General features: G+C 40.7%; 24 protein-coding genes. 13 read left to right on the forward strand and 11 right to left on the reverse strand.

From position 1 onward, the window contains the following. Positions 1–27: 27 nt before the first annotated feature. On the reverse strand, positions 28–2,193 hold the full coding sequence (locus ABJH98_RS13140) for a molybdopterin-dependent oxidoreductase (RefSeq protein WP_348308151.1): 2,166 nt from the start codon (positions 2,191–2,193) through the stop codon (positions 28–30). A gap of 466 nt (positions 2,194–2,659) precedes the next feature. Here ABJH98_RS13140 and ABJH98_RS13145 point away from each other — a divergent pair, with 466 nt between their 5' ends. Continuing rightward, complete coding sequence (locus ABJH98_RS13145; RefSeq protein ID WP_348308152.1) at positions 2,660–3,118, forward strand: (2Fe-2S)-binding protein; 459 nt, start codon at positions 2,660–2,662, stop codon at positions 3,116–3,118. Positions 3,119–3,142: 24 nt separating this feature from the next. Beyond that, entirely contained in the window at positions 3,143–5,329 is a 2,187-nt protein-coding gene (locus tag ABJH98_RS13150; RefSeq protein WP_348308153.1) for a molybdopterin cofactor-binding domain-containing protein, read from the forward strand. A 1,588-nt stretch (positions 5,330–6,917) separates the two neighbouring features. On the opposite strand, the gene ABJH98_RS13155 is transcribed toward ABJH98_RS13150, so the two are convergent. Further along, complete coding sequence (locus tag ABJH98_RS13155; RefSeq protein WP_348308154.1) at positions 6,918–9,266, reverse strand: hypothetical protein; 2,349 nt, start codon at positions 9,264–9,266, stop codon at positions 6,918–6,920. Positions 9,267–9,532: 266 nt separating this feature from the next. Here ABJH98_RS13155 and ABJH98_RS13160 point away from each other — a divergent pair, with 266 nt between their 5' ends. Both ABJH98_RS13160 and ABJH98_RS13165 read left to right on the forward strand, forming a co-directional pair. Beyond that, positions 9,533–10,069 (forward strand): sigma-70 family RNA polymerase sigma factor, encoded by a 537-nt coding sequence (locus ABJH98_RS13160; protein WP_348308155.1) that lies wholly within the window; start codon positions 9,533–9,535, stop codon positions 10,067–10,069. Continuing rightward, a complete protein-coding gene (locus ABJH98_RS13165; protein WP_348308156.1) occupies positions 10,066–10,854 on the forward strand; it encodes an anti-sigma factor in 789 nt (262 codons plus the stop codon). The genes ABJH98_RS13160 and ABJH98_RS13165 overlap by 4 nt, the downstream gene beginning before the upstream one ends. 63 nt (positions 10,855–10,917) lie before the next feature. Here ABJH98_RS13165 and ABJH98_RS13170 read toward each other — a convergent pair whose 3' ends face one another. Genes ABJH98_RS13170 through ABJH98_RS13195 form a run of 6 tightly spaced genes read right to left on the reverse strand, consistent with a single transcriptional unit; the run spans position 10,918 to position 15,028 of the window. Then, positions 10,918–11,580 (reverse strand): DUF4386 domain-containing protein, encoded by a 663-nt coding sequence (locus ABJH98_RS13170; RefSeq protein WP_348308157.1) that lies wholly within the window; start codon positions 11,578–11,580, stop codon positions 10,918–10,920. A gap of 13 nt (positions 11,581–11,593) precedes the next feature. Further along, positions 11,594–12,223 (reverse strand): NAD(P)H-dependent oxidoreductase, encoded by a 630-nt coding sequence (locus ABJH98_RS13175; protein WP_348308158.1) that lies wholly within the window; start codon positions 12,221–12,223, stop codon positions 11,594–11,596. Next, entirely contained in the window at positions 12,220–12,948 is a 729-nt protein-coding gene (locus ABJH98_RS13180; protein WP_348308159.1) for a GNAT family N-acetyltransferase, read from the reverse strand. The genes ABJH98_RS13175 and ABJH98_RS13180 overlap by 4 nt, the downstream gene beginning before the upstream one ends. Positions 12,949–12,953: 5 nt before the next feature. Beyond that, complete coding sequence (locus ABJH98_RS13185; protein ID WP_348308160.1) at positions 12,954–13,400, reverse strand: DMT family transporter; 447 nt, start codon at positions 13,398–13,400, stop codon at positions 12,954–12,956. A gap of 4 nt (positions 13,401–13,404) precedes the next feature. Further along, positions 13,405–14,382: a cyclase family protein gene (locus ABJH98_RS13190; RefSeq protein WP_348308161.1), complete on the reverse strand. Its 978-nt coding sequence runs from the start codon at positions 14,380–14,382 to the stop codon at positions 13,405–13,407. A gap of 58 nt (positions 14,383–14,440) precedes the next feature. Then, entirely contained in the window at positions 14,441–15,028 is a 588-nt protein-coding gene (locus ABJH98_RS13195) for a Crp/Fnr family transcriptional regulator (RefSeq protein ID WP_348308162.1), read from the reverse strand. 184 nt (positions 15,029–15,212) lie between these two features. Between ABJH98_RS13195 and ABJH98_RS13200 the strand changes: the two genes are divergently transcribed. Together ABJH98_RS13200 and ABJH98_RS13205 are read left to right on the forward strand one after the other, a co-directional pair. Then, positions 15,213–16,298: a hypothetical protein gene (locus ABJH98_RS13200; RefSeq protein ID WP_348308163.1), complete on the forward strand. Its 1,086-nt coding sequence runs from the start codon at positions 15,213–15,215 to the stop codon at positions 16,296–16,298. 228 nt (positions 16,299–16,526) lie between these two features. Continuing rightward, positions 16,527–16,871 (forward strand): hypothetical protein, encoded by a 345-nt coding sequence (locus ABJH98_RS13205; protein WP_348308164.1) that lies wholly within the window; start codon positions 16,527–16,529, stop codon positions 16,869–16,871. A 93-nt stretch (positions 16,872–16,964) separates the two neighbouring features. On the opposite strand, the gene ABJH98_RS13210 is transcribed toward ABJH98_RS13205, so the two are convergent. The 3 genes from ABJH98_RS13210 to ABJH98_RS13220 all read right to left on the reverse strand — a co-directional run bounded on the left by ABJH98_RS13210 (position 16,965) and on the right by ABJH98_RS13220 (position 19,071). Next, on the reverse strand, positions 16,965–18,068 hold the full coding sequence (locus ABJH98_RS13210; protein WP_348308165.1) for a hypothetical protein: 1,104 nt from the start codon (positions 18,066–18,068) through the stop codon (positions 16,965–16,967). Positions 18,069–18,173: 105 nt separating this feature from the next. After that, the gene (locus ABJH98_RS13215) at positions 18,174–18,515 is read right to left on the reverse strand and encodes a hypothetical protein (RefSeq protein ID WP_348308166.1); all 342 of its coding nucleotides are present in this window, start codon (positions 18,513–18,515) and stop codon (positions 18,174–18,176) included. 67 nt (positions 18,516–18,582) lie between these two features. Beyond that, positions 18,583–19,071 (reverse strand): hypothetical protein, encoded by a 489-nt coding sequence (locus ABJH98_RS13220; RefSeq protein ID WP_348308167.1) that lies wholly within the window; start codon positions 19,069–19,071, stop codon positions 18,583–18,585. A 55-nt stretch (positions 19,072–19,126) separates the two neighbouring features. Here ABJH98_RS13220 and ABJH98_RS13225 point away from each other — a divergent pair, with 55 nt between their 5' ends. Genes ABJH98_RS13225 through ABJH98_RS13255 form a run of 7 tightly spaced genes read left to right on the forward strand, consistent with a single transcriptional unit; the run spans position 19,127 to position 25,786 of the window. Next, positions 19,127–19,729, forward strand: coding sequence for a TetR family transcriptional regulator (locus ABJH98_RS13225; RefSeq protein WP_348308168.1), 603 nt, complete (start codon positions 19,127–19,129; stop codon positions 19,727–19,729). 7 nt (positions 19,730–19,736) lie between these two features. Continuing rightward, positions 19,737–20,993, forward strand: coding sequence for a TolC family protein (locus tag ABJH98_RS13230; RefSeq protein WP_348308169.1), 1,257 nt, complete (start codon positions 19,737–19,739; stop codon positions 20,991–20,993). A 5-nt stretch (positions 20,994–20,998) separates the two neighbouring features. After that, complete coding sequence (locus ABJH98_RS13235) at positions 20,999–21,898, forward strand: HlyD family efflux transporter periplasmic adaptor subunit (RefSeq protein WP_348308170.1); 900 nt, start codon at positions 20,999–21,001, stop codon at positions 21,896–21,898. Positions 21,899–21,900: 2 nt separating this feature from the next. After that, positions 21,901–22,815 (forward strand): ABC transporter ATP-binding protein, encoded by a 915-nt coding sequence (locus ABJH98_RS13240; RefSeq protein WP_348308171.1) that lies wholly within the window; start codon positions 21,901–21,903, stop codon positions 22,813–22,815. Position 22,816: 1 nt separating this feature from the next. Next, entirely contained in the window at positions 22,817–23,557 is a 741-nt protein-coding gene (locus ABJH98_RS13245) for an ABC transporter ATP-binding protein (protein WP_348308172.1), read from the forward strand. A 4-nt stretch (positions 23,558–23,561) separates the two neighbouring features. Then, complete coding sequence (locus tag ABJH98_RS13250) at positions 23,562–24,668, forward strand: ABC transporter permease (protein WP_348308173.1); 1,107 nt, start codon at positions 23,562–23,564, stop codon at positions 24,666–24,668. Further along, positions 24,665–25,786, forward strand: a complete 1,122-nt coding sequence (locus ABJH98_RS13255; protein WP_348308174.1) for an ABC transporter permease — start codon at positions 24,665–24,667, stop codon at positions 25,784–25,786. The genes ABJH98_RS13250 and ABJH98_RS13255 overlap by 4 nt, the downstream gene beginning before the upstream one ends. Positions 25,787–25,793 lie beyond the last annotated feature (7 nt).

Genomic DNA, 25,793 nt, shown 5'->3' on the forward strand with positions numbered 1-25,793 from the left:
TTTCAGTGCGTTGGCTAGACGTTTGGTTTAAGCCTTTACTATTTCAACCTTCGCCTCTTGTATGGCTGCTCCACGTCCCATATCGGTTAAGAGATCGTCTGTGAGCGCATTGGCCGAAGAGCCCCCTTTCAACAGAGAAGGCCAATATCCTTGAGGCATACATACCACGCCTTGTGTGACCTTTCTACTGATACGAGCCGTAATAAACACTCGACCTCGTTGATTATATACTTTCAATTCATCACCATCCACTATGTTTCTAAAGGATGCATCATCGGGGTGCACTTCCAAGAAGGGCTTCCCTTCTTTTTTAAGGATATGGGAAATATTTGAATGACTACTATTCAGCAGATATTTGGGTGTTTTAATCGTTAATAAGTGCAGCGGATATTGCTCTTGGTCTGTTCTATTATACTCCTTGGGAATATAAGTGGGCAGATTCGGCTCCATTTCCTCATCATAGAAATGGCACTTTCCTGTTTTGGTTTTAAAATTGCCTTCCGCATGTGGCATCCATGGTTCAGGCAGATTCAATCTTTGTCCGCCTGTTTTTCTCAGTGATTCAAAAGTGATCCCCTTGAGATATTCATGATCACTTTGTAGTGTTTTCTTTACTATTCCAATATCTGAATCATATAGGTACGAATCTTCGAATCCCATTTCCTGAGCCAATAATCTGAAAAGATCGGAGTTAGGTTTTGATTCACCCAAGGGCTCAATGGCTGGCTCGTTGATATTGATATAGGTCGATCCCCAAGAATCTAGAATATCCCAATTTTCAAGCACAGTGGTGGCTGGAAAAATATAGTCAGCGTATCGTGCGGTATCCGTCATGAAATGCTCTGATACTACAGTCAATAAGTCTTCCCTTTCCAATCCCTTAAGAATCAGGTTTTGGTTGGGCGTGGTCACTGCTGGATTCGAATTAAACACAAATAATGCATCTATGCTAGGATTTAGATCCTTGCTAGTCAATGCTTTTCCCAACTCTATCATATTGATTGATCGGGTTTGCTGATTGGCCAACTCTTGAGGTAAGTTGATGCTTTCCCAATTCAATGATTCGCCGAATAGCTCATAGGTCATGTGCATCAATCCACCACCCAATTGTCGCCAGGCACCTGTCAAAGCCGGCAACATGGCCACCGCTCTAAAGGCACTGGCTCCATTGACCTGATGCTCCATACCAATCAGCACCCGAATCAAAGAAGGTGAGCTTTGTGCATAGGCTTTAGCCAATGAAATAATGGTATCCTCTTCCAGACCAGTGATTTGCGATACAGATGCCGGATCATATTTTTGCACATGCGCTTTTAACTCTTCGATCCCCAACGTATATCGGTCAATATAATCCTGATCCTGCAGGTTTTCTTTGAGAATGACATACATGAGTCCCAACGCCAGCGCTGAATCGGTACCTGGAGTGGGTTGAATGTGCCAGTCGGCTTGCTCTGAAGTCTCGGAACGGAAGGGATCGACCGAAACAATAGTGGCCCCTTGCGCTTTAGCCTTTTGAATAAAAGGCCAGAGATGTTGGTTCGAACGCACAGGATTCGTACCCCAAAGGATAATGTATCGGCTATGAACAATGTCTTCAGGAAGTGCACCTGTCGTTTGGCCATTGGTGGCCAACACTCCGGCTACTGCTGTATCCCCACAAATGGTTCTTTCTAGCTGGCTGGCGCCAATATGAGCAAAAAATCGATTTGGAATGGCTTTTCCCTGGACTTTGCCCTGATTGCCACCAAAACTATAGGGGAGAATGGCTTCCCCGCCTTTTTCCTCTATGATAGACTGGAGTTTGGCAGCTACCTCGCTGATGGCTTGCTCCCAGCTGATCTTTTCAAATTCGCCTTTTCCTTTGAGACCTGTTCTTTTTAGAGGCGTTAAGATCCGATTCGGATGGTAGGTGACATCGTTAGGGAAATCTGCCATTTTGTTGCACAGTTTTCCAGCGGAGTACTGGTCTTGATTGGCTTCAAAACCAATGACCTTGTTGTCTACGGTTTTCACCTTCCAGCTGCACCGGTCCGGGCAATCGTGATAGCAGGCCCCTTGTGTGGTTTTGGAATTTACTATTTCGTTGCAGGAGGAAGACCAAAGTGGTAAAGTAGTCAGACTGATGCCTACTGCGGTCTTGCCTGAAATCTCCAAAAAATCTCTTCGATCAATTCCTTTTTTCTTTGATTCCATACCTTTTGTTTAATGATGGCTAACCGAATATAACCACAAGTGGTTTATATATCGATTCTATTTTTGATTAAAAGGTATATTCGGGAATTGTGTGGTGTATTGCTATCTGTACTAAAGTAAGATCAGGACGATATAGAAATAAAGATACACGCGCACTTCAAATGCTAAACCAAGTTCCAGTCGTATTTGAGAATGGGACGGAGTGGGAAACTCTGCTTTTCATTATTAGTCACAAGTTACGCTTCGCCTGCCTGCCGCAGGCAAGGCTCATCTTGCGCCAGCGGGGGGAGGCTTTTTTTTAATATATCCTACCATAGAAATTCTTACCATTCACCCGACCAAACCTGTTGTTTATTTGCCACAAATCACATTTGTCGATTGACCAGACGTAAACTAATTATCTTCGGATCACCGTTTAATTTAGAAGTGATTGGATGGCACCTACAATTCAAGTAAATTTAAATCTATGGCTCAATTCACTTTAAACATAAACAATAGTACCCATCAAATTGACGTGGCACCGGAGACGCCGCTGCTCTGGGTACTGAGGGATCATATGGATCTGGTCGGCACTAAATTCGGTTGTGGCATTGGACAATGTGGCGCCTGTACGGTTCATTTGAACGGGACAGCCATCAGATCCTGCTTATTACCTATCTCCAGTATTGGTGATAAATCCATCACAACCATAGAAGGGCTTTCTGAAAACGGAGATCACCCCGTACAAAAAGCATGGATCGAACACGATGTAGCCCAATGTGGCTACTGCCAGTCAGGACAAATCATGAATGCCGTATCCCTTTTGGAACGAAATGCTGATCCATCGGATGAAGATATAGCACAAGCCATGAACGGCAACATTTGCCGATGTGGCACCTACACTCGGATCAAAGCTGCGATTAAAACCGCCGCCAAAGAAGTTTAATCCCATTCCAAAATCAGCAGAACAATGACCCTGATCAAAACAAAATATAACAGACGATCTTTTCTAAAAGTATCCTCGACGGCAAGCGGCGGCTTGGTACTTGGCTTCAGTTGGTTGGCTTCGTGCACGCCTACTTCGAGCCAGCTCAAAGACATGCCAGAAGAATGGTTCGACATAAACGCCTTTCTGAAAATTGGTGACAATGGCATCGTGACTATCATGTCTCCCAATCCCGAGATTGGGCAAAATGTAAAAACTTCCATGCCTATGATTGTGGCTGAAGAACTGGATGTGGCCTGGAAAGACGTAGTGGTCGAACAAGCGGGATATGACAATCAAAAATACGTACGCCAATTGGCTGGCGGGAGTCAATCGATCCGAAAAGGGTGGCAAAGCCTCCGAATGGCTGGAGCCACTGCGAGACGTATGCTCCTGGAAGTGGCAAGTAAAAAATGGAACGTCCCTGTGGCGGACTTAAAAACTGAAAACGGGATCATAAGCGACGGTGCAGGAAAAACCATCAGCTATGGAGCAATTGCTTCTTCGGCAGCCAATATTGCCGTACCTGAGGAAGTAGCCCTCAAAGACCCTAAAGATTTCAAGATCATCGGTCAGCCAACCAAAAATGTAGATGGCCCTAAATTGATGAAAGGAGCACCTCTCTTTGGTTTGGACTACAAAAAAGAAGGCATGCTCATCGCCATGATGATCCATCCGCCTGCCTTTGGTATGAAACTAAAGTCGATCGATGATACTGAAGCCCGATCCATGCCGGGAATTCTCGACATCTTCGCAATTAATTCACTTCCTGAAGGCGTCGACAAACAATGGTCTGATGTGAATGCTTTTCCAGAGTTAGCCGTAGTAGTAGGCAACAGTACTTGGGAAGTCTTGGCTGCAAAAAAGGCCCTGAAAGTAACTTGGGAAAAAGTATCCGACGGGGAGCATTCCGCGGATCACATCCGACAACTCACCGACCTGGTGGATCAAGAAGAGCAAGAGGAAGATAAAAGAATTGATGGCAATCCCGATCAGGCATTTGAGCAGGCGAGCCAAGTGATCAGTCAAAAATACGGTGCGCCCTTTCTGGCGCACAATACCATGGAACCCATGAACTTCTTTGCCCATGTCACCAAAGACAAAGCTGAGCTGGTTGGTCCCATCCAAACACCAGAATACCTGCACAAAACCTTAGCCAGCGTTTTAGGTATGTCAGAAGATAAAATTTCTATCATGATGACTCGCATGGGCGGTGGATTTGGCAGGCGACTTTATGGAAACTTTGCGCTTGAAGCTGCTGTGATTTCACAAAAAATGAATGCGCCTGTCAAACTGATTTATACCAGAGAGGATGACATGACCCAAGGCACTTATCGTCCAGCTTATCAGATAAAATATGAAGCCGCATTAGATAGCGACAATAATCTTACTGGATTTAAAGTAAGAGGTGCGAGTACCGATAGACAAACCGTTTTTAACGATCGCTTTCCGGCAGGTGCGGTAGACCACTATCTGGCAGAGGATCAAGAATTAAAGACAAACATTTCAGTAGGTGCCTGGCGTGCACCACGATCCAATTTTATCGCTTTCGGAGAACAATCATTTTTAGATGAAGTGGCGGAAGCTGCGGGTAAAGATCCCATTGACTTTCGATTGGAACTATTGGACCGAGCGATAGCCAATCCCGTAGGAGAAAACAACGACTATGACCCAAAGCGCTATGCTGGCGTACTCAAACTGGTGAGAGAAAAATCAAACTGGGATTCCGCTATGCCGGGCATCTCGAGAGGCGTATCTGCCTACTATTGTCACAACTCGTACGTCGCTCAGGTAGTTGACATCAAAATGGAAAATGATCTCCCTAAAATACAAAAGGTATGGTGTGCTATCGACTGTGGAATAGTAGTAAATCCTGAAGGCGCTAAAAATCAGGTCGAAGGAGGCATCATAGACGGCATCGGTCATGCCATGTACAGCGCCATGACCTTTACTGACGGTCAACCCGATCAGAGCAACTTCAACAAGTACAGACTGATGCGTCACCAAGAAGCGCCTCAGGCCATCGAGATATTTTTCGTGCAAAACGGCATTGACCCTACGGGTCTGGGCGAACCATCGCTCCCGCCGATTGCTGCAGCATTAGCCAATGCGATCTATGCAGCCACGGGAAAGCGTGTCCGACAACAGCCTTTTGTTGAAAATATGGGTTAAAGGATTTTTAGCCTTTTAGCTGCACAATTTTTTATGTAGTCTTGTCAGCACTGGCTTGCCACGTGGGTTTGGTGTATTGTAGCAGGGCGCTGATGGGGTTTTGTTTTTTGGAGGGTATTAACGACCGGATAGACGGCGTGTCTAGCCGGAAAAGTTTGTAAAGCCTCTAAACTAGCTGATCCGATCAACAACAACAAAAGCTTTAATCTGGAATTCTGTTGGGTTAGCTGCGGTCACGGCACAGTCTAGGGATTGATCGGCCTTGTATTGTTTCCCGATCGGAACAGCGTTCCGATGGCAGTGAAGTCTCGGACTTCCACCGCTCACGTAAAGGCATGACGATCTATCCATTGTTAGCGCCATTTATTAATGACCGGCAAAGGTCAGAAGTTATTGCTGCTGTTCATCTTCTCGTTCTGCAGTCAACCGCCACAAGTCACATCAATTATGGTATAAAGGAATCCAAGAGTGTTCTTGGGTAGTTAAAGTATGCTCTTGGGAGATTAAAGTATGCTCTCGGCTGTTCAAAGTACGCTCTTGGGAGGTTAAAGTATGCACTCGGCTGTTCAAAGTATGTTCATGGGAGGTTGAAGTGTGCTTTCAGCTATTCAATGTATGCTTTTGGAAACTGAAGTGTACTCATAGGAAACGAAAGTGTGTTGTTAGGGATTATAAGTGAGTCGATTCATTTATAAACGAAAGAAAGGTGCAGAAAAGTGATCGAAACAGGAGCGGTGTCAGGTTGGGGTGCGGCGCACAGATCCGTCAACACAAATCAAAATCATACAGAAAGTTGGCGCTAACCTGTGTAGGACGATGTGCCCTCACAGTTTGATTAAGGCAGAAAGATAGCCGATCCGCGCACAACCACAAAAGTCTGTTTAGCCATTAGCTCAGATTTAGACCGCCAAGGAAACCTCGAATGCGTTATCGGTATTCTAGAGATTCCGCGAGGAGCGGCGGTGCTGATTCTGGCATTGATTCGGAAAGCTCGTAAGGGCATTCGTGACTACACCATGTTGTGTGTATTTTTTCGTTAAGCTAGTTTTTCGTGAGTTTCCCTCGGATTAAAGTTACCATCGAAAAAGTGATTAGATATACCAATGCAAATGTTAAGAGTTGACATGTTGCGATGTACAATATTGGTTCAGGTTCTACAAAAAGAATAAAAGCTGGTAAAACCGAAACAGGAAGTAGAATGTAATATTGAATCCCTCCGTTTATAGAATTAGATACTATTTCATAAGCGTAAAAAGTGCCTGTTAAAACATAGGTTAAGGCAATTAGTAGCGATATTATTCTGTTACTGAGTTTCATGCAATTACTTCATAAAGCCTTCTAAAATCATTACACACAACGTCGACTGTATCAAACGTAGCGTGTGATTTAGTTTAAGGTTCGGCTACAAGATAGCCAAATCTCTGATTTGAGTAGGAACGTAACTTCTACCCTTTTTGATCTTACAAAAGAGTTGAGTAAACGCCAAATGGGTGTCACGCGTTACACCGAAAATGGCTAAACGCGCCATTGGGGGGAGCTCTCCTTAACCACTAAACCCCACATTATCTATTGCCATTGTTAGCAAACGTTATTTATTTTCAATTGCAAATGACTCATTAAACCTATAAGCTGGTTCCTTTATTACTTCCTTTAAATACTGTCTTTTCTTTTTTAACTGAGAAACGATACGATCTTTTATATCAGGTTTAACATTCTTTTTATTTATTAAACCAAGTTCTATAACAAAATCAGCAACTAAAGGAAGTATTGGGTGATTTATGAATTCTTCTTTTTCAAGTAGCTTTTCAAATTTTTTATCTGAGTTAATATACGGAGTCATCAATGTACTAGATATCATTAAAAGCTTGAATGTTTCTTCAAAATCAAGATTGTCTGCATATAATTGGTCAAAACTCTGTTCTAGAGTTGCAGTCAAAGTTATTGATTTGAAATTCTCGTTATACCAATGATTTATTGTTCCTAATAGAAGAGGCATAGGCATTTCATAAAACATTGAATTTGAGTCTTGTGTTAATGGTTTAATTTCACGATAAGCTAAAATTAAATTATCTAAAGCCTTTAAAACCAATTTCCGTCGTTCAGATGGTTTGGTTTGATATAACGCCTGTGCCAAATAACCCATTCCGCTAGAGTTAATAAACCAATCTCTAAGATTATTATTTGGAGCATTATTAACTACATCATCTATCATATCATCAAGTTCCTTTGATTGACCAGCATAGAATATTGCTGTATTTTGCCAAGGAATATCATTGAAGTTTTCTATAAGCTTTGAATAATGACTACCCCTTTTATGGTGATAAACTTCAACCGCCGCTAAAAATTCTATAAATGCTTGTTTTTTGAACCCTATAACGTCTTCATCTGTTTTGTATAATAGGTGCGATTTTTCTATTATATCCAAAATTTCTTCATCAGATTGTTTTTGATAGCTTCTTTCAGACAGAAAAGAATTTACGAAAGATGTGAAATTTGCAAGTGAAATTTCATACATTCTCTCATCCATCATTTTTAGGGCCAAAGAAGTGAATATCCTCCGTTTTAAATTGAAAGTTAAAAGTTCCGTTTTATTATAAACCTCAACTTTCCCAAGTAAGACATTCGTAAAATCCGAATAAATATCGCTTAGTGTAGCAGGTATTTCAAAGTTATTTTGGTCATACAAAAGTGAAATAAGCGAAATTGTAAGAGGAGTAGTAGGGAGCTTTGATAAAATATTACTTTCCTTTAAAATCTGAATAAATTTTTCTGACCTACCAGTCGTTCCTTCAAAGAACTTATTGATAAAGCTTTCAATTTGCTTTGTATTGAAATTGTGGATTTTTACGGTTTTTACTGAATCATTGATACCAAGTTCATTTTTACTGTATGTAATTATGAAGTATGTCTGATTTTCAGCGCAATATTCCTCTAACTTTTGTTTTAAAATATCTCTTTCACTAGATTTTAATAAGTCAAAATCGTCAATAAGTAGTATTACTTGATAGTTATTGATTAATTCTTTTTCAAAGAAAATATCACCATACTTGTCAAGGTTGAAATCCACTCTAGTTTGAATGTTAAAATCTACACCTTTTAAATTTAACGCCTTAAGGCGTATTGGAATTTGATGGCTATTGGAAATATTTTCAGGTAAGGCAAGTTGACAAGCAATTTTGTTAAGAATTTTTGTTTTACCTGCACCTTGTTCTCCCGATAACAAGTAATTCTCTTCAATTTTGTTTAGGGTTTCTATTCGGAATTTTTTATTCTGAATTCTTTTCTCTTTCGTTTTTTTATCCTCTTCAACCTCTTCTATTGTAATCTTTGGTTCAACGAAAATATCGATTAATCTTTGAATTTTTTTGTCATCAACTTTTTGAAGGCTTAATTCCTTTACACTGATTTCTTGTTCAAGTTCTTTTATGAAATTTTTTGAGAACTCTTTGGCAAAAGAATCACCAGGCAACCAAAAATCATTGTAATTTTTATCGATTAATGGAATTAGATTTTCATTCCACCAAAATGAAAAGTTGTTGTAGGCTTTGAGTTTTGGACTTGTTGCAATTTGAGACTGAGCTCCTCCAGTAAAATTTTCATTCGTTACAACTATTACTTTATTAATTTTTATTTCTTCTCCTGTCAATCCTAGATAAGGGTATTCGAATGACTGTAAAATTTGATTCTTAATCGTTTCAATTTCATTAGTTCCACCTGAGATTCTCCCTTTCTTTACAACAAAAGCAAACCAATCATTACCTGTAATAGGGTGTTCAATTCTACCAATGATATCTTTACCTTGTTCGGGAGCACCGTACCTGTGCGTATGAAACACATCCTTAAAATTACTTTTAATTAAAAAGTCAATTAAGAATTTTCGAAAGGCATCTTCGTTCTTAAATTCTTTTAGCTTGTCAATTTTATCTTCTGTGTTCATTTTTTAATGTTTGCTAACAACCGGATATAGTTATTGTACAATATTTTCTCTCAGAAGTGCTGCGGTTAGGCCAGTGGATACAGCCTAAGGCGCATCAATTGGCGGGACCGTCTGGCTGCTGGACAGACGGTAAACAAGAATACCGAAAATAACAGCGAAAAGCAAGGGGTTTTATTTCCCCATTTCTCAAAAAGTCATTTGCCCATAGACTTATAAAAAAATCACTATCTTTTCCTTCAACAAACCAAACACTGAGTTACACCACTTTGCAAATCCCAGAATCGGAATTGGTTCGCCTACTCGTCAGTAAAGACGAAAAAGGATTTGAGAACTTGTACACCAACTACTCGGCGGCTTTGTATGGGGTAGTTTCCAGAGTCGTAGTAGATCAAGACATTGCGGACGAAGTACTGCAAGATGCTTTTCTCAAAATTTACGATAAGATCCATTCATACGATGTGGCTAAAGGGAAACTATTTACCTGGATGCTCAATTTGACTCGTAACTTGGCGATTGACAAACTGCGCTCGAAAGAAATGAGTCAGCGTCGCAAATCCGATCAGGTAGGAAATGCCGTATATAAACTGGATCGTGAAAGCACGCCTTCTACCGAAGACGGTATAGGGGTTCGCGAATTGCTAGATCAGCTAGATGAAAATCAGAAACAGGTGATGGACTTGGTGTATTTTGGTGGGTTTACTCAGGCAGAGGCAGCAGAAGAGCTAAACCTTCCGCTGGGCACGGTAAAGACAAGAGTGCGTTCGGCACTGATTTATTTTAGAAAAACGTTAGACGTCAGATGAATATCGAGGAATACATATCATCCGGTATTTTAGAGCTTTACGCTTTGGGCGAGCTCTCTGGGGCTGAAAAAGCCGAGGTTGAACGCCTATGCGAAACCCATAACGAAATCAAACAAGAGCTGGAATTGATCGAAAGCACCATGGGTGCGCTTGCCAATCACCTGGCCATCACTCCTCCTACTCACCTACAAGATAAAATCAAAGGTCAACTAGCGCTAAAGAACCACGAGACCAAAGTACTGAAGATGCCAGTGGAAAAGCAGTCCTTCAATTTTGCCATAGCCGCTTCGGTGTCGATAGCGGTATTGGCTTCTGTACTGGCGTTTTATTTCTATAGTCAATGGCAGTCGGCAGAGGATCAGTTGGCAGTGATGATCACACAAAACCAGGAAGTAGCGGACAACTATCAGTTTGTCAACCAAAGGCTCAGAAACCTAGAGACAGATGTAGAGATCTTAGGCAATCCCAATTTCGCACGAGTAGCGATGAATGGCACGGAAAATTCACCTGAATCGCTCGCTACGGTCTACTGGAATAGCAGTACGCGAGATGTTTATCTCAAAATTCAAAATCTGCAAGCGCTGAGCCAAGATCAGCAATATCAGCTCTGGGCCATTGTGGATGGTGTACCTGTAGACATGGGTGTGTTTGATTCTGGATCTGACTTACTTAAAATGAAATCTGTAGCCTCCGCAGCTGCTTTTGCGGTTACGATAGAACCGCTTGGTGGAAGTAAAGACCCAAGTCTTGAGACCATGCAGGTGGTGGGGACTACAGAAGTGTAATTGCTTCTTGCTCTTATGCTTATTCAGGTTTGAGCCTAATAATTGTGCAGTGTAGGTTTTTTACTATTCCTTTTTTATCAATAGATAAATAGTAAAAGATACTTCTGCAATTCCAGCCGTAAAGCCTACCACATTTGCCAGCAAGTATTCATTTCCTGGATAAAGAAAATCTCCAAATGACTCCAGCAAATAGCCCAAAGAAGCGACCATCATCAGAATCCCAAAAACAGAAGAAAACAGATGAGAACGATACAACAAAATACCAAGCAAGAAACAATGCACACCAAAAAAGGCGCCTGCCAATAGATATCCATAATTGTGTGCGTTGAGGAAAAGCATGGTCCAAATCTCCTGTTGGACAGGATCCATATTTCCGCCTAATACTTCCAATACCATGTAATGGTTGAGTAAGTTCAAACTGCCAATAGCGGGATGCGCAATCAGCCTAAAAGCGGATGAGACCATGGCCAAGGTTTGATTTACCGATTTGAGCAATTGATAAAGCAAAACAGAAATTGCCACATCCAATAGGAATGCAACAAGATCGGTGGCCAATCCTACTCTGAACAACCCCAAAGCAGAAGATATGTTTTCTATGGTTTCAGCTGCATCTCCAAAAACAACAAGAGATCCTCTCACATAACCTTGGCTAAAGCCAGCACATATAATCACTAACAGGTATAAAATACCTGTTAGTCTTGTTTTATTTCTTTGTATATCACTCATGATCAAGTTTGCTTTATGCCAATTTAAATAATTCTTCGGTGGATTTTCTCACCTTCTTTCTGGCTTGGGCTTCATCTTCTTCTGCTCTATAACCTACTGTTGCAATAACCGCAGCATTCATACCCATTTCGTCGAGACCAAGTATACGGTTGTAGCTACTATTTTCGAATCCTTCCATTGGACAAGCATCTATCTTCATCTCGGCGCAGGCAAGCAGCAAATTATTGAGCGCAAGGTAGGTTTGCTTTTCTGACCAACTTTTCCGTTCATCCGATGGCATGTTTTTGATACTATCTTTGATAAAACCTCCATATCTTTTGAGTGCCTCCTCATCCGATCCCTGCGCTTCAATGACCCGCTGAATATAGCTGTCGACATGCTCGTCATAATTCGTGGTATAATTACAGAATACAAATAGATGCGAGGCATCTGTGATCTGCTTTTGATCCCATGAAGCTGTTCTGAGTTCCGTTCTGATTTCATCATTTTCGATGATGAGCACTTTGTATAACTGCAGTCCATACGCAGATACAGAAAGCCTGATGGCTTCTTTGAGCATTTCTAATTCTTCTTTAGCCACTTTTTTGCTAGCGTCAAATATTTTTGTGGCGTAACGCCAATTTAGATTTTCTATTAATTTCATTTTATTAGTTTTTTAAAGTTTTTTAATTGGAAATCTTCACTAAATCCAGTCTTTAGATACAGTCCTTTTCCCATGGAGGAAGCTTGCAGTGTGGCGTACTTCGCTCCTTTTGCTTGAGCCAAGCTTAATACATTGATTAAAAGATTATTCGCATGTCCTTTTCTTCTATGTGCCGGCACTACGCCCATGGAGTGAATCCCAACCACCTGCTCGTCACGCTGAAAAAGCACTGCCGTTCCAATGTTTTCCCCTTCACTTTTTCCAATGAAGTAGTCGATTTTATCCATGGTAAGCGCTATTGTTTTGGGATGAATTAAGTAGCCAAATGCTTCTTGAAAAAGTTCAGACCAAACTACGGCGGTCTTACTGTCATTTACCTTGATCAAGCGCAAGTCATTATTCGCTTTTGCTATCCGATCAAGGCATATTGACATGCCCGTTAACTCATTTTTCAATTCAAAATCATATGATCTCAAAATCACTTCTTGCTCATGATCAATCGGCTCCCATATCGGTATGGTGATATCATTAGCCTTCCATTGATCTAGAACAGATTTAAGTTCATTCCGCTCTGGGTTTTTATGAAACCATAGTTTGTTTGGCCATTCCGAATCTGAAACTACGCTCACGGAATATTCTTCTGTTGCAATCAGGTTTCCGGAAGCGGCACCACCTACATTCCATAGGCTGGTGAGATTTTCGATATTTGCTTTTATTAAATCCATGTTCATTAAAATTTGATAAGTATCACTCCAAGAATCATCACCATTATTCCGATCGTTTTTTTAAGTGATATTGGCTCAATAGGCATGTCAAACCAACCAAAATGACCAGCTATAGCTGCAAAAAGAATCTGACCTGCTAATCCGAAAGTGACTGCGGTAGAAATACCAATGCGTGGAATGATGTAATAAAACAGTGTGACCGCTATGAAGCTTAGAATTCCACCGGTAAACCACATGTAGCTGGGAACGCCCTTTAACTGCTCCAGGCTCGGCAGCTGTCTGACTGTGACAAATACAGCTACGAGCGTGAAAGTGGCGCTCATCACCAAGGCGGTAGAAGTGGCTAGCAAAGAATTGTTTAGCAAGACACCTAGTCGTGCATTGATTCCTCCTTGGATCACCACCATGATTCCGACAGAAAACGAAAGAATGAACAATGATAAATGACTCATTGTCTTATCGTTTTGATATGGTAGGAATGGCTATCGGACGCATAGGCGAACCGCTAGCTCCTCTCAATTTTAAGGATGCGGCAATGAACGCAAATTCATAAACCTGATCCGAGGCAAGTTCCTCCAATTGCATCTGCTCGATAAACATGACTCCTTTCTCAGCCAATAAATAAGTATGCACCGGCACCCAATTGTCCTCACGCTCTGGCGGAAAGGCTTCAAAGCTTAAATTATCAGCGCCCAATAACATGATTCCTTGATCTTCCACGAGCCATTTTACCGCATCGAGGCTAATACCGGGATAGTTATCGAGATAGTGATTGGCATCTTCATAAAATTGGGCTTGACCTGTCCGAATCAATACGACATCACCTTTATTCAGCTTGATTTGCTGTTTTTCAAGTGTCAGTCGTAAATCTTTTTCAGTGATTCTATAGTTTTTTGGCAGTGTCCCTTTAGCAGAAGCCACATCAATCAGTACCCCTCTGGCGATAATTGGAGGAATACTTTCTGAGCCAGTCTTCTTCCATCCCTTGTCTCCTAAGTACTCTTCGGGAGTAAACCCATTCCAGATTTTTCCATCTAGGCCAAAATGATTTAGCGCGTCTATGTGAGTACCCATATGGGTGTACATAGAAATAGCATCTCCAGTATAGCTGACTTTTTTATTCATTGCTGCACCGAGACCGTTTGGATTGTCCACTACGGTACCATGCGGTGTATGCGTAAGCCAATATTGATACCCAGGATCTCCTAGTGAATGGAAACTGGGCATACCTACAAAATACTCTACACTGAGGTCATAGATTTTTCCGCTAGACACTTCGGATAGCACCTGAAGCTGAGATGCTTCGGTCATCATATTCAGGGTACCGATTTCATCATCAGATCCCCATGGGCTTTCCCCAACTGTTTCTTTAGACTGCGCATTTACCGTAATGGAAAAAAACAGCCCTACTAAAATGATTGTTGTTACTTTCATGATTTTAACTTTTTCTTACAAAGTTTGAAATCATGAAAATCAATTTCCTTAAGGTATCTTAAGATCGATCTTGCACACTCAATTTTTTGCGTATGGCACTGAGGTGCTCTGGTGTGACACCCAAGTAGGAAGCTATCATGTATTGAGGAATCTGCTGCTCCATACTTCTATACCGAGTGATGAATTCTAAGTAACGTTGCTCCACAGTTTGGCTCATATGATCTACTGTTCTTTCTTGAAGCGCCACATATCCGTTTTGGGTTTTAATTCTAAAAAAACGATCGATCATATGAATTTGATCAAAAAGTCTCTCCAGTGCATCTCTGTGTATCTGAAGAACCACACTGTCCGTGATCGCTTGGATATAATAAGTCGCTGGTTTCTCTGTCAGATAGGCAAAAAGGTCATTCATCCACCATCCTTCAATGCCAAATTGAAGGATATGCTCTGCCCCTACTTCATCAACCCGATAAAGTTTAAGACAGCCTTTGGCGATAAACCGCATATGATTGGAGTATTCTCCTTTTCTTAGCAAGAATTCCTTCTTTTTGAGAGGTACAATTTTAAAAGAGTCTTTAATCAGCTCCGATTCACTCTCATTCACTGAAACGAGTTGCCTTATATTTTGAAGGAGTATGTCATGCATGTCTAGCGTAAGTTTATCTATTTCAAAATAATTAATAAAGGTATAAGCTTAGATATTAATCTTAAACCGTGTGGTATCGATTATCAAAATACCCCTCCTTCAAAAAACTCAACAAAAATCAGTTCTAAGTTGATCAAAATCAATTTAAATATATTTGTGATTTAGGATTTGTTCTTTCATACTCATGCAAAAACTTGTTATCAACTTCATCCTTCTATGCTTGCCTTTTCTTTCGCTAGCTCAGCACGATTTTGACGAATTGTATCAATCAAATGCATCATTCAGAGATGGTGTGGATTCCAACATGAATACATACGATTTGTTTGGCAACGACTCCATTTTCGAAATTACGATCAAATCCAATTTCAAAATTTTAAATAGAAAAAAAGACACCTCAAAATATCAGAAAGCAGTGATAGAATTTGCTTTCAATGACAGCGTTGATGTGCAGAGAAAAATAGGCGTGAGAGCCAGAGGCAACTTTCGACGAGAAAACTGCTTCTACCCTCCACTGAAATTGGACTTTCCTAAAAAGAAGGTGAAACTCGAAATGCTCAAATCATTTGATAAAATGAAAATGGTAGGCAATTGCAAATCAGGATCTACTTACGATCAGTATTTGCTTGCTGAATATTATGTCTACAAAATGTTGAATATAATGACAGATTCAAGTTTCCGAGTTCGATTGCTAAAGGTGAAATACTATGATACCGGTAAGAAAAGAGGGAATGTGGAATTCGAGAGGTTTGCCTTTCTGATAGAACCTACTAAAGCCATGGCAGACAGATTGGCGAGCTATATTGACGGTGATTCTAAGTTTTATTATGGCCAATTTCCGCCATCAAACAGGCACATGGTTTCCATATTCAATTATTTAATTGGCAATACGGATTACTCTATCCTGGCTCGTCACAATATGAAAACCATGTTGCCCAACAATACTTCAAACTTTATTATTCCCCTTGCCATTCCGTATGACTTTGATTATTGTGGAATTGTAAATCCTCCTTACGCCATTCCTGCAGATGTTCTACCCATAGAAGATATCACTCAGCGTCTCTTTAGAGGGCCTTGTGAGGAATTTGAAGTATATCAGTCCACTTTACTGAAATTTCAGGCTAAAAAAGCCATGCTCTATGAACTCATTCAAAGTTCTTCGTTACTCAGTTCCAAATCCAAGAATCACATGATGGGTTATTTGGATTCATTTTATGAGATTCTAGATGATGAGAAAAAAGTGAAAGAAGAATTGACAATCAATTGCAATTAAATATCACCATACTAAAGTCATCTCAATCATTTAACATTTCCAAGCTTATTCCCTTCAAGTACCCATTTTTACTGATAGGTACCTACAAATTGGTAACTATAGATATACCCTTATAGCCTGATCTTTTCATTCATTGATCGACTCACCTTTACCAAGAAATCAAGACTAGATTAATTCTAACTAGTCTGATTTCAACTAACAATTTTTTATAACTTAAACACTATTATTATGGCAATGGGTGCATCATGTGAAATTGTAAATAACACAGGACATGTTATTGTTTTCACAACAATCTCTCAAGTAAATGATGATTCTACTTGGAACATTAAACCTCCAGTAGCAACAAAAATCGCGAATGGAGATAATTGTTTGATTTCAATGGGGAATAGTTCTTTCTTTCCCAGAGGCGTTGGTTTTGACGCACAATTCGTGGATTCAAATTTGAATCCAGGTAGGATCTATCTTGATGATCCAGCAGTGGGAAAGCATGAATTTACCTTCAACGGCAATTTCAAGTTTACTCAAACAAACCCCTCAGGAAATAGTTATGTAATAACTATAAACCCAGCTTAATTGAACTAACCAAAAATTTGCAATTAAGTATTAAAAAAGGATGGCCAATTGCATAGCCATCCTTTTTTCTTCATAATAAATAGCCCCATGTTACTACTTAATCTTTATACCTTCCATATCCTTTATTCTACCAGTGACCAACCAGCCACCAAAACTTTCGGACACAGCAAGGAGTAAGGTGTTTTTGCCTTTTTTCAGATCTAAATAAACCGCATCGAAGAGCCCGATAGTCCCCAAATATCTATAATCCCTAGAGCGCCAAAAATTTGTGCCCTTATAAATCGGCTTTCCATTGAGGATTGTAACCACTCGATCACTATAACCAAACTCAAATAATTTGAGCTGATCTCGATCCGATTGTATGGTGATTTTAGCAAAGACGGTTTCGCCTGGTTCTCCATTGTACAAATCTTGAACTTTTGAAATATTGGCTGCAGTGCCTTCCTCCACTAGTACAGACCTACCCCATTTCCTTTCATCTATTACAGTCTGCAGTTTTGAAGGGTCTTCCAGCTGCTTCTCTTCAAACATGTCGGAAATTTCCCATTCAGGAACCAGACCTTCAATTGGCTCCCTTTTTATGGGATTAAAGTTTTTGATTTCGGTGGCATTTGGATCTATTTTGATATCTGCAATATGCAATCCAGTGACTCTACCTCCTCGCAAGATGACATCACCAGCTTGCACTGGCATAGTAAGATCCCAAGACAAATGAGGCGTTGTCGCATAGTCCAAATAAACCTGCGCTTGCTTGCCATTCACCACTATTTTTACATGTGTCCACCCACTGTAGTTGAATGTATATGGAAAGGAATAACGCTCGCCAAACATCAACTGCCAAGGGGTAAGATTGTTGACTAACGGTGCGGCCTGAGTCGCATCCTCTAATCCTGATAAGTGCAATCGCATAAAAAATTGTTCGCCATTTTTTTCATCTGCCAATCTGAAGTATACGCCCGGATAACATCTTTCTTCTTTTAAAAAGATATCGTATTCAATCGTACCATTCAGAAATTTTATATCCTTCAGTGACATAGCACCGATTAGGTAAACGGCCTTTTTCCCTTTAAACTCTTCAATCACATAACCACGTCCTTGAAAATCCCAAGTACTGGTATCTATCGGGAGCACCTCCTGAGCGTTGGAATGAGTGAATAGAGAAATGATGATGAGTAGTAATAAGATCGACTTTTTCATTGCTTTTTATTTTGGTTATTACAAATTAGAACCATTGATAAAAAGCTGGCTAGTCAAGGCTGTTCAAGTTGATTCAATCCTGTTCAACTGCCGAAATGTGAAATGTTACTCCGCTGAATTTCCCTTGCGCAACTGGATGCCAAAAGCAGCCAGCGACATCAAGGCTGCTACTAGCCATGCATACTGAATGTATTGTTTTCCTGCTATGGTATAGTCCCAAGCTATGGATCCAGCTACTACCACATTCATCAATAAAATCAGGAGGTTGATGATATGACGTCTGTGACTTTTTCTTGTGCCCACCAATATAGCCATGTTACAGGCACCCGCCACTATCTGAATAGCTCCAAACAGCACCTTTCCATCTCCTAGCAATCCAGCTCCCCCAAGGAAAAACAAGATACCGTTGACAACAAATACGAAAGTAGAAAGCTTGTGCTTATTCATAGACCAGTTGATTTCAATAAAAAATGTAGCTCAATTCAAGTACTAGTAATTTAGTCAAAAAACAAATCTATTTGCTTTCTAACAAGCCTTGATAATGTGGCCAATTACGATAGGCTAAAAACAAATTAGACAGCAGGACAAATAGGGCTATGGGCAACCCTTCAGGTGCAAGAAAAGTGTGTACACCTAAAATGTTGATGGCAATCGGGAAAATGACCACTGTAGCCAGTGGTACAAAACGACCAGTCAGGAAAGCCAAACCACAAATCAATTCCAAAAATTTTACTGTTGGCATCAGATAACCTGCAGCATTCAGCCCATCATTAAAGGTTTTCATGTTACCAGCCAACTCTGGTTCTGGAACTAAATTCAGAAAATAAGAGCCTGAAGCAAAGACAAACAAAAGCCCCAGCAATACTCGAATGATAATAGTAGCAATTCTCATAATTTCATAAGCTAGTTTGTTACAAGATATCACATCTATAATGATTATGGAAACCAAATATTCCAAATTCAACCCGTTTTGTTCTCCTGCCTTAAGATAAAAGTTAATCATTTGATTAAATCAATTGATTTAATTAATTTTAATCAAGTTGATCTAACAACCGAACATGACCAAAACACTCAAAGCTGAAGATAAAATCAAAGAGGCTGCAAGGTCGTTATTTATTGAGAAGGGGTATGAAGCCACCAGAACTAGAGATATAGCTGAAAAATCAGGTATCAACTTGGCCCTTCTTAATTATTACTTCAAAAGTAAGTCCCAACTCTTCGAAATGATCATGCTGGAAACTTTTCAACATTTTATGAAAGGTGTACTTTCCACGCTAAACGATCCTAACACCTCCTTGACAGAGAAATTAGAGCAGTTTGTTGATTCCTATATAGACATGCTTATGAGTCAGCCCAACTTACCCTATTTCATCATTGGTGAGCTCAAAAACAAACCGGGACATTTGTTGGAAATAATCCAACAGAAAGAAACCATACTTCAATCGGTGTTCTTCCAACAACTACGTGCCAAAATGCCTGACACCAGTCCTCAAGCTTCCATGCAAATTCTAGTGAACCTTACCTCACTCACCATCTTTCCTTTTCTTGCAAAGCCCATGATCAAAGGCATCAGTCATATGTCCGACCCAGAATTCAAAAAAATGATGTTGGAGCGAAAGAAATTAATTCCAAAATGGATCAAAATGATTCTAGATAACTAAGCTATCCATGATACTACAACTCAAAAACTTTGCTGCGTGTGCCCTACTACTTGTGGTAACTAGTGCGTCATCCCGTAGTCAGCCTTCTACCTGGACCATAGATCAAGTGCAAGACTCAGCAGCCCAGAACTATCCACTGATCCAACAATTTGATTTGATAAATAAGGCTAGCGAATACACGATCTCCAATGCGAGTAAAGCCTATTTGCCTCAATTTGACGTCACGCTAATTGGTGGCGTGATCAGTGGGGCTCCATCAGCCAGTCAAGGCACCTCAACGGAGGCCAATTTCATCTCAGTGCTACAAGTCAATCAGCCCATTTGGGATGGCGGTATGACTAAAAATTACAAAGAAATCGCGAAAGCCAAGGCTGCTTTACAAAACATTGAATTGGAAGTTTCTATCTACGAAATCCGTGAGCGAGTAAACCATCTTTTCTTTGGCATCCTGCTCCTTGAGGAGCAACTCAAACAACTAGGTTTCCTCGAGAAAAACTTACAGACCAATTACAAATTGATCGAAACGCACGTTGCCAATGGCACCGCCTATCAATCAGATTTAGATGAAATAAAAGTGGAAATCATCAATGCAGCACAAAAAAGAACCGAATTGATTTATGCCAGCGAATCATACAAAAAAATGCTATCAGCCATGATAGGCACGGATTTGGGCGCAAATACCAAACTAATCAAGCCCGAAAAAGCGGTTGCATTTGACCATCAAATTAACCGACTTGAATTATCTGTATTTGACCATCAGCGAAAATTGATTGATTCTCAAGACGGACTCAATAAAGCACTACTCTACCCTAAAATTGGATTGCTAGGCTTTGGCACCTTCATCCAGCCCGGGATCAATTTTGGTCCCAGCAGTCTCAACAACATTTTAGTAGCTGGTCTGAGTGCATCTTGGAGTCTAAGCCCCTTGTACAAAAACAAGAACAATAATAATATCTCCGAAATCAATCGTCAGATGATTCAAGTGCAGGAAGAAACATTTTTGTATCATACCCAATTGCAAGTAAGTCAGACTCAACAAGAGATCAAAAAATATCAAGAATTGCTTGAACGGGATAAAGAAATCATCAATCTAAAAAAATCCATACGCGCCTCGTATGAAACAAAATACAAAAATGGTGTGGCTACCACCTCTCAATTATTGACTCGGATCAACGATGAGAATACAGCTAACCTTCAAATGATCATCCATGATATACAATATCTCATGGCGGTCTATCAACTCAAAACCGATACTGGAAACTAATCGATATGAAAAATACCATCCCCTATTTAATCGCGTGCCTGGTCATAAGTACAACAAGTTGCACTACATCAGAAAAAGACTTTGATGCTTCCGGGGCATTTGAAGCGGTCGAAACGATCTTATCGTCGGAAGCCTCAGGAGTTATCCAATCATTTGACATCCAAGAGGGACAGCAGCTCAGGGCTGGACAATGGATCGGCTATATAGACAGTACACAGACTTATCTAAAAAAGAAACAACTGGAAGCTCAAATACAAGCGATGCTGAGCAGAAAGCCCAACGTATCTGTACAACTCGCCACTTTGCAAACGCAACTTAAAACGGCACAAAATGAGCAAAAGCGAATCACAAATCTGGTAAAAGAAGATGCAGCCACTACCAAACAGCTTGATGATATCAACGCTCAGGTGGAGACCCTCAAAAAACAGATCGCCGCACAAAGATCTACACTCACTATCAATCTAAATGGTTTAGATCAAGATGCCAATTCATTGAACTATCAATTGGAACAGCTCGATGATATGCTTCAAAAGTATAAAATCATCAATCCGGTCGACGGAACAGTACTTGGCAAGTACGCCGAAGCCTATGAAATGACCCAGCCTGGAAAAGTACTCTATAAAATAGCAGATCTCTCCACGCTCATACTTCGGGTTTATATCACAGGCAATCAACTCGCAACCATCAAGCTAAACCAAGAAGTGACCGTAAAAACAGACGATGGAAACGGCGGAATGAAAACCACCCAAGGCCAGATCATTTGGATCAGCGAAAAAGCAGAATTCACACCAAAAACCATCCAAACCAAAGATGAAAGGGCCAATCTGGTCTATGCAGTCAAAGTTTCGGTGGTCAACGATGGCAGCTACAAAATAGGGATGTACGGCGAAATTCAATTCCTCTAAAGGTGAGCGATGTAATACTCAACCATATCACCAAAACCTATGACAATGGAGCGATTCAAGCAGTTGATGATGTTTCTTTTGAAGTAGAAAAAGGCGAATTATTCGGTCTGATAGGCCCAGACGGCGCAGGCAAAACCAGCATTTTCCGAATACTAACCACCTTATTGCTGGCGGATAGCGGTGAAGCTTCGGTCAATGGATTCGATGTAGCAAAAGATTACAGAGAAATCAGAAAGCGAATAGGCTATATGCCAGGCAAATTCTCCTTGTATCAAGATCTAACAGTAGAAGAAAATCTGGATTTTTTCGCTACACTTTTTGGCACCTCTATTCAGGAAAACTATGACCTCATCAAAGACATATATAGTCAGATCGAACCATTCAAAACACGAAGGGCTGGCAAACTCTCTGGTGGCATGAAGCAGAAACTGGCCTTATGCTGTGCGCTCATTCATCGCCCAACCGTACTTTTTCTGGATGAACCCACCACTGGAGTCGATACGGTGAGCAGAAAAGAATTTTGGGAAATGCTGAAACGTTTGAAAGCCGAAGGTATCACCATCTTAGTCTCTACTCCATATATGGATGAAGCTACCCTCTGCGAACGAATCGCCTTGATTCAGGATGGCAAAATCATGTCGATCGACCAACCCACACAAATCACGGCTCAATATCCTCAACAACTCTACGCGATCAAAGCAGCCAACATGAGTAAACTTCTGCATGATCTCAGGCAAGTGGATTTTGTAAGTGGAACTAATTCCTTTGGTGAATACCATCATTTTTCATTTACTGATGATGTCGATCGATCGGATGATTTACTCCATTTTCTTACTAATCAGTCGCATAAAAATCTGGATTGCCATCAGACTACACCGACCATTGAAGATTGTTTTATTCATTTGATGAACGCTTGACATGAAAGAGATCGTCATCAAAACTGATCGATTGACCAAACGCTTTGGGGACTTTATAGCCGCCAATGAAATCACCTTTGAAGTCTATAAAGGTGAAATATTTGGTTTTTTGGGAGCCAATGGCGCTGGCAAAACCACAGCGATTCGCATGCTCTGCGGTCTTTCAAAGCCTAGTTCAGGAAGCGCTACCATAGCCAATTGTGACATTTATAAAGAGACCGAACAGATCAAAAAAAGCATTGGCTATATGAGTCAAAAATTCAGCTTGTATGAAGACTTGACAGTCATGGAAAACATCAAATTTTTTGCGGGTATCTATGGTCTTTCCAATCAGGAAATAAAAAACAAAGGAGAAGCGCTGATCGACAAATTGGGCATGCAGGAAGCAGTGGACAAACTGGTCGGCTCGCTACCGCTAGGTTGGAAGCAAAAATTATCTTTCTCCGTGGCGATTTTGCACGAACCTAAAATCGTATTTCTGGATGAGCCCACTGGTGGTGTAGACCCCGTCACCCGCCGACAATTTTGGGATTTGATCTATGAAGCATCTGCCCGTGGCATCACTGTATTTGTAACCACGCACTACATGGATGAAGCAGAATATTGCAATCGTCTATCAATGATGGTAGATGGTGAGATTCGAGCTTTGGATACGCCAGCCAACTTAAAAAAGCAATTTAAAGCCGCGACCATGGATGATGTATTTTTTGAATTAGCCCGAGGAGCCAAACGAGGAGATTAAATCTATGAAACAGTTTTATTCATTCGTCAGGAAAGAATTTTATCACGTGTTCAGAGACTCGAAGACACTCCTGATGCTTTTTGGTTTGCCGATTGCTCAAATTCTTCTTTTTGGCTTCGCATTGACCAATGAAATAAAAGATTCCAGTATAGTGGTATGCGACTATGCCAAGGATGAAACGACGTTTGCTATCACTGAAAAACTAGCCGCAAGTAGCAACTTCAAATTAGAAAGAAGCATCCTAGGAGCCGAAGCCATTGCATCCGCTTTCAATACAGGCAGAGCCAAGGCAGTTGTAGTATTTCCACAAAATTTCGAACAAAGTCTCCTACACGAGTATCATGCGCAAGTACAGATTATTACAGATGCGTCTGATCCAAATACGGCTAATACCTTGACTAACTACATCTCTTCCATTATTATGGATTATCAAAGAAGTATTTCTCCTACGCAGAAACTTCCTTATCAGATCAGCACAGAAATCCGAATGATTTATAATCCCGAATTGAAAGGTGTGACCAACTATGTCCCTGGCGTCATGGCATTGGTCTTGTTGCTGGTATGTGTACTCATGACCTCAGTATCTATCGTGAAAGAGAAAGAAATGGGAACCATGGAAATCCTCTTGGTCTCCCCCATCAATCCCATTTGGGTGATTATTTCCAAAGCACTTCCTTATTTTGCTTTGTCCTTGCTCAACCTGACGATTATATTGCTATTAAGTGTTTTTATGCTGGACTTACCTATAGCCGGTAGCATCTTCTTGCTATTTGCAGAAAGCGCCTTACTGATACTCGCAGCACTTGCCTTGGGCTTGTTGATCTCCAATAGCACCAACTCACAGCAAGCCGCCATGTTGATTTCACTGATGGGTATGATGATCCCGACATTGCTATTTACCGGATTTATGTTTCCGATCGAAAATATGCCCTGGCCCTTGCAGATCATTTCAAATATTGTTCCGTCCAAATGGTATTATATCATTGTGAAATCGGTCATGATCAAAGGCCTAGGGTTTGAAGCCATTTGGAAGGAAACCCTTATCCTGTTGGGTATGACATTTTTTCTGTTGTTCATCAGTTTCAAAAAATTCAAAATCAGACTGGCATGAGAACACTGAGATTCCTTTTGCAGAAAGAGTTTAAACAGATCTTCCGAAACAAGGCCTTGTTGCCGATGATTTTCGTGATGCCGATCATTCAACTCCTCATCATGCCTTTGGCAGCAGATTATGAAGTGAAGAATATCAATATTTCTATTGTGGATCACGATCACTCCACCTATTCCCAGCAATTGGCTACAGACATCATTGCTTCTGGCTATTTCAAACTTGTTGCCTTTGAGCAATCTTATAACGAAGCTTTTCAAGGAATTGAAAACGATGCGACTGATTTGGTTTTAGAGATTCCGGCTCATTTTGAACGCAATCTTTTTAAGGAGCAAGCCAGTAATTTGTTTATCGCCGTCAATGCCATCAACGGAACCAAAGCGAACATTGGAGGGGCTTATCTATCCCAAATCATCCAGCGATTCAATCAAAACATTCGAATGGAATGGATGCCAACAACCAAAATCAACAAGCAGCCCAATATTGAGATTACCTCCACCCATTGGTTCAACACAGATCTGGATTATAGCTTTTTTATGGTGCCAGGCATCTTAGTGGTTTTGGTCACGATGGTGGGCGCTTATATGTGTGCTTTGAACATCGTGAAAGAAAAGGAAATCGGAACGATAGAGCAAATCAACGTGACGCCCATCAGAAAACATCATTTCATTTTGGGCAAACTGATTCCCTTTTGGGTGATTGGGATGGTTGTTTTTACCATAGGACTTTTTGTGGTAGGCCAATGGATTTACGGCATCGTGCCTATAGGTAGCTTGCTCTTGCTTTATGGATACTTATCGCTTTATCTGATTGCACTTCTCGGACTTGGTTTGTTAATTTCCACCTACGCGGAAACCCAGCAGCAAGCCATGTCGATTGCCTTTTTCTTCATGATGATTTTTATTCTCATGAGTGGCTTGTTCACGCCTATCGAAAGTATGCCTGGCTGGTCTCAGGCCATAGCCAAATCCAACCCAGTCACCTACTTTATTGAAGTGACCAGAATGATCGTACTCAAAGGCAGCGGACTAAGAGATGTGATGCCTCATTTTTTGGTTATGACTGGATTTGCAGCTTTTTTCAATACCTGGGCGATTTTGAATTATAGAAAGACCCGTTAATTGAATT

The organism is Reichenbachiella sp. (assembly GCF_039969095.1).
Lineage (GTDB): Bacteria > Bacteroidota > Bacteroidia > Cytophagales > Cyclobacteriaceae > Reichenbachiella.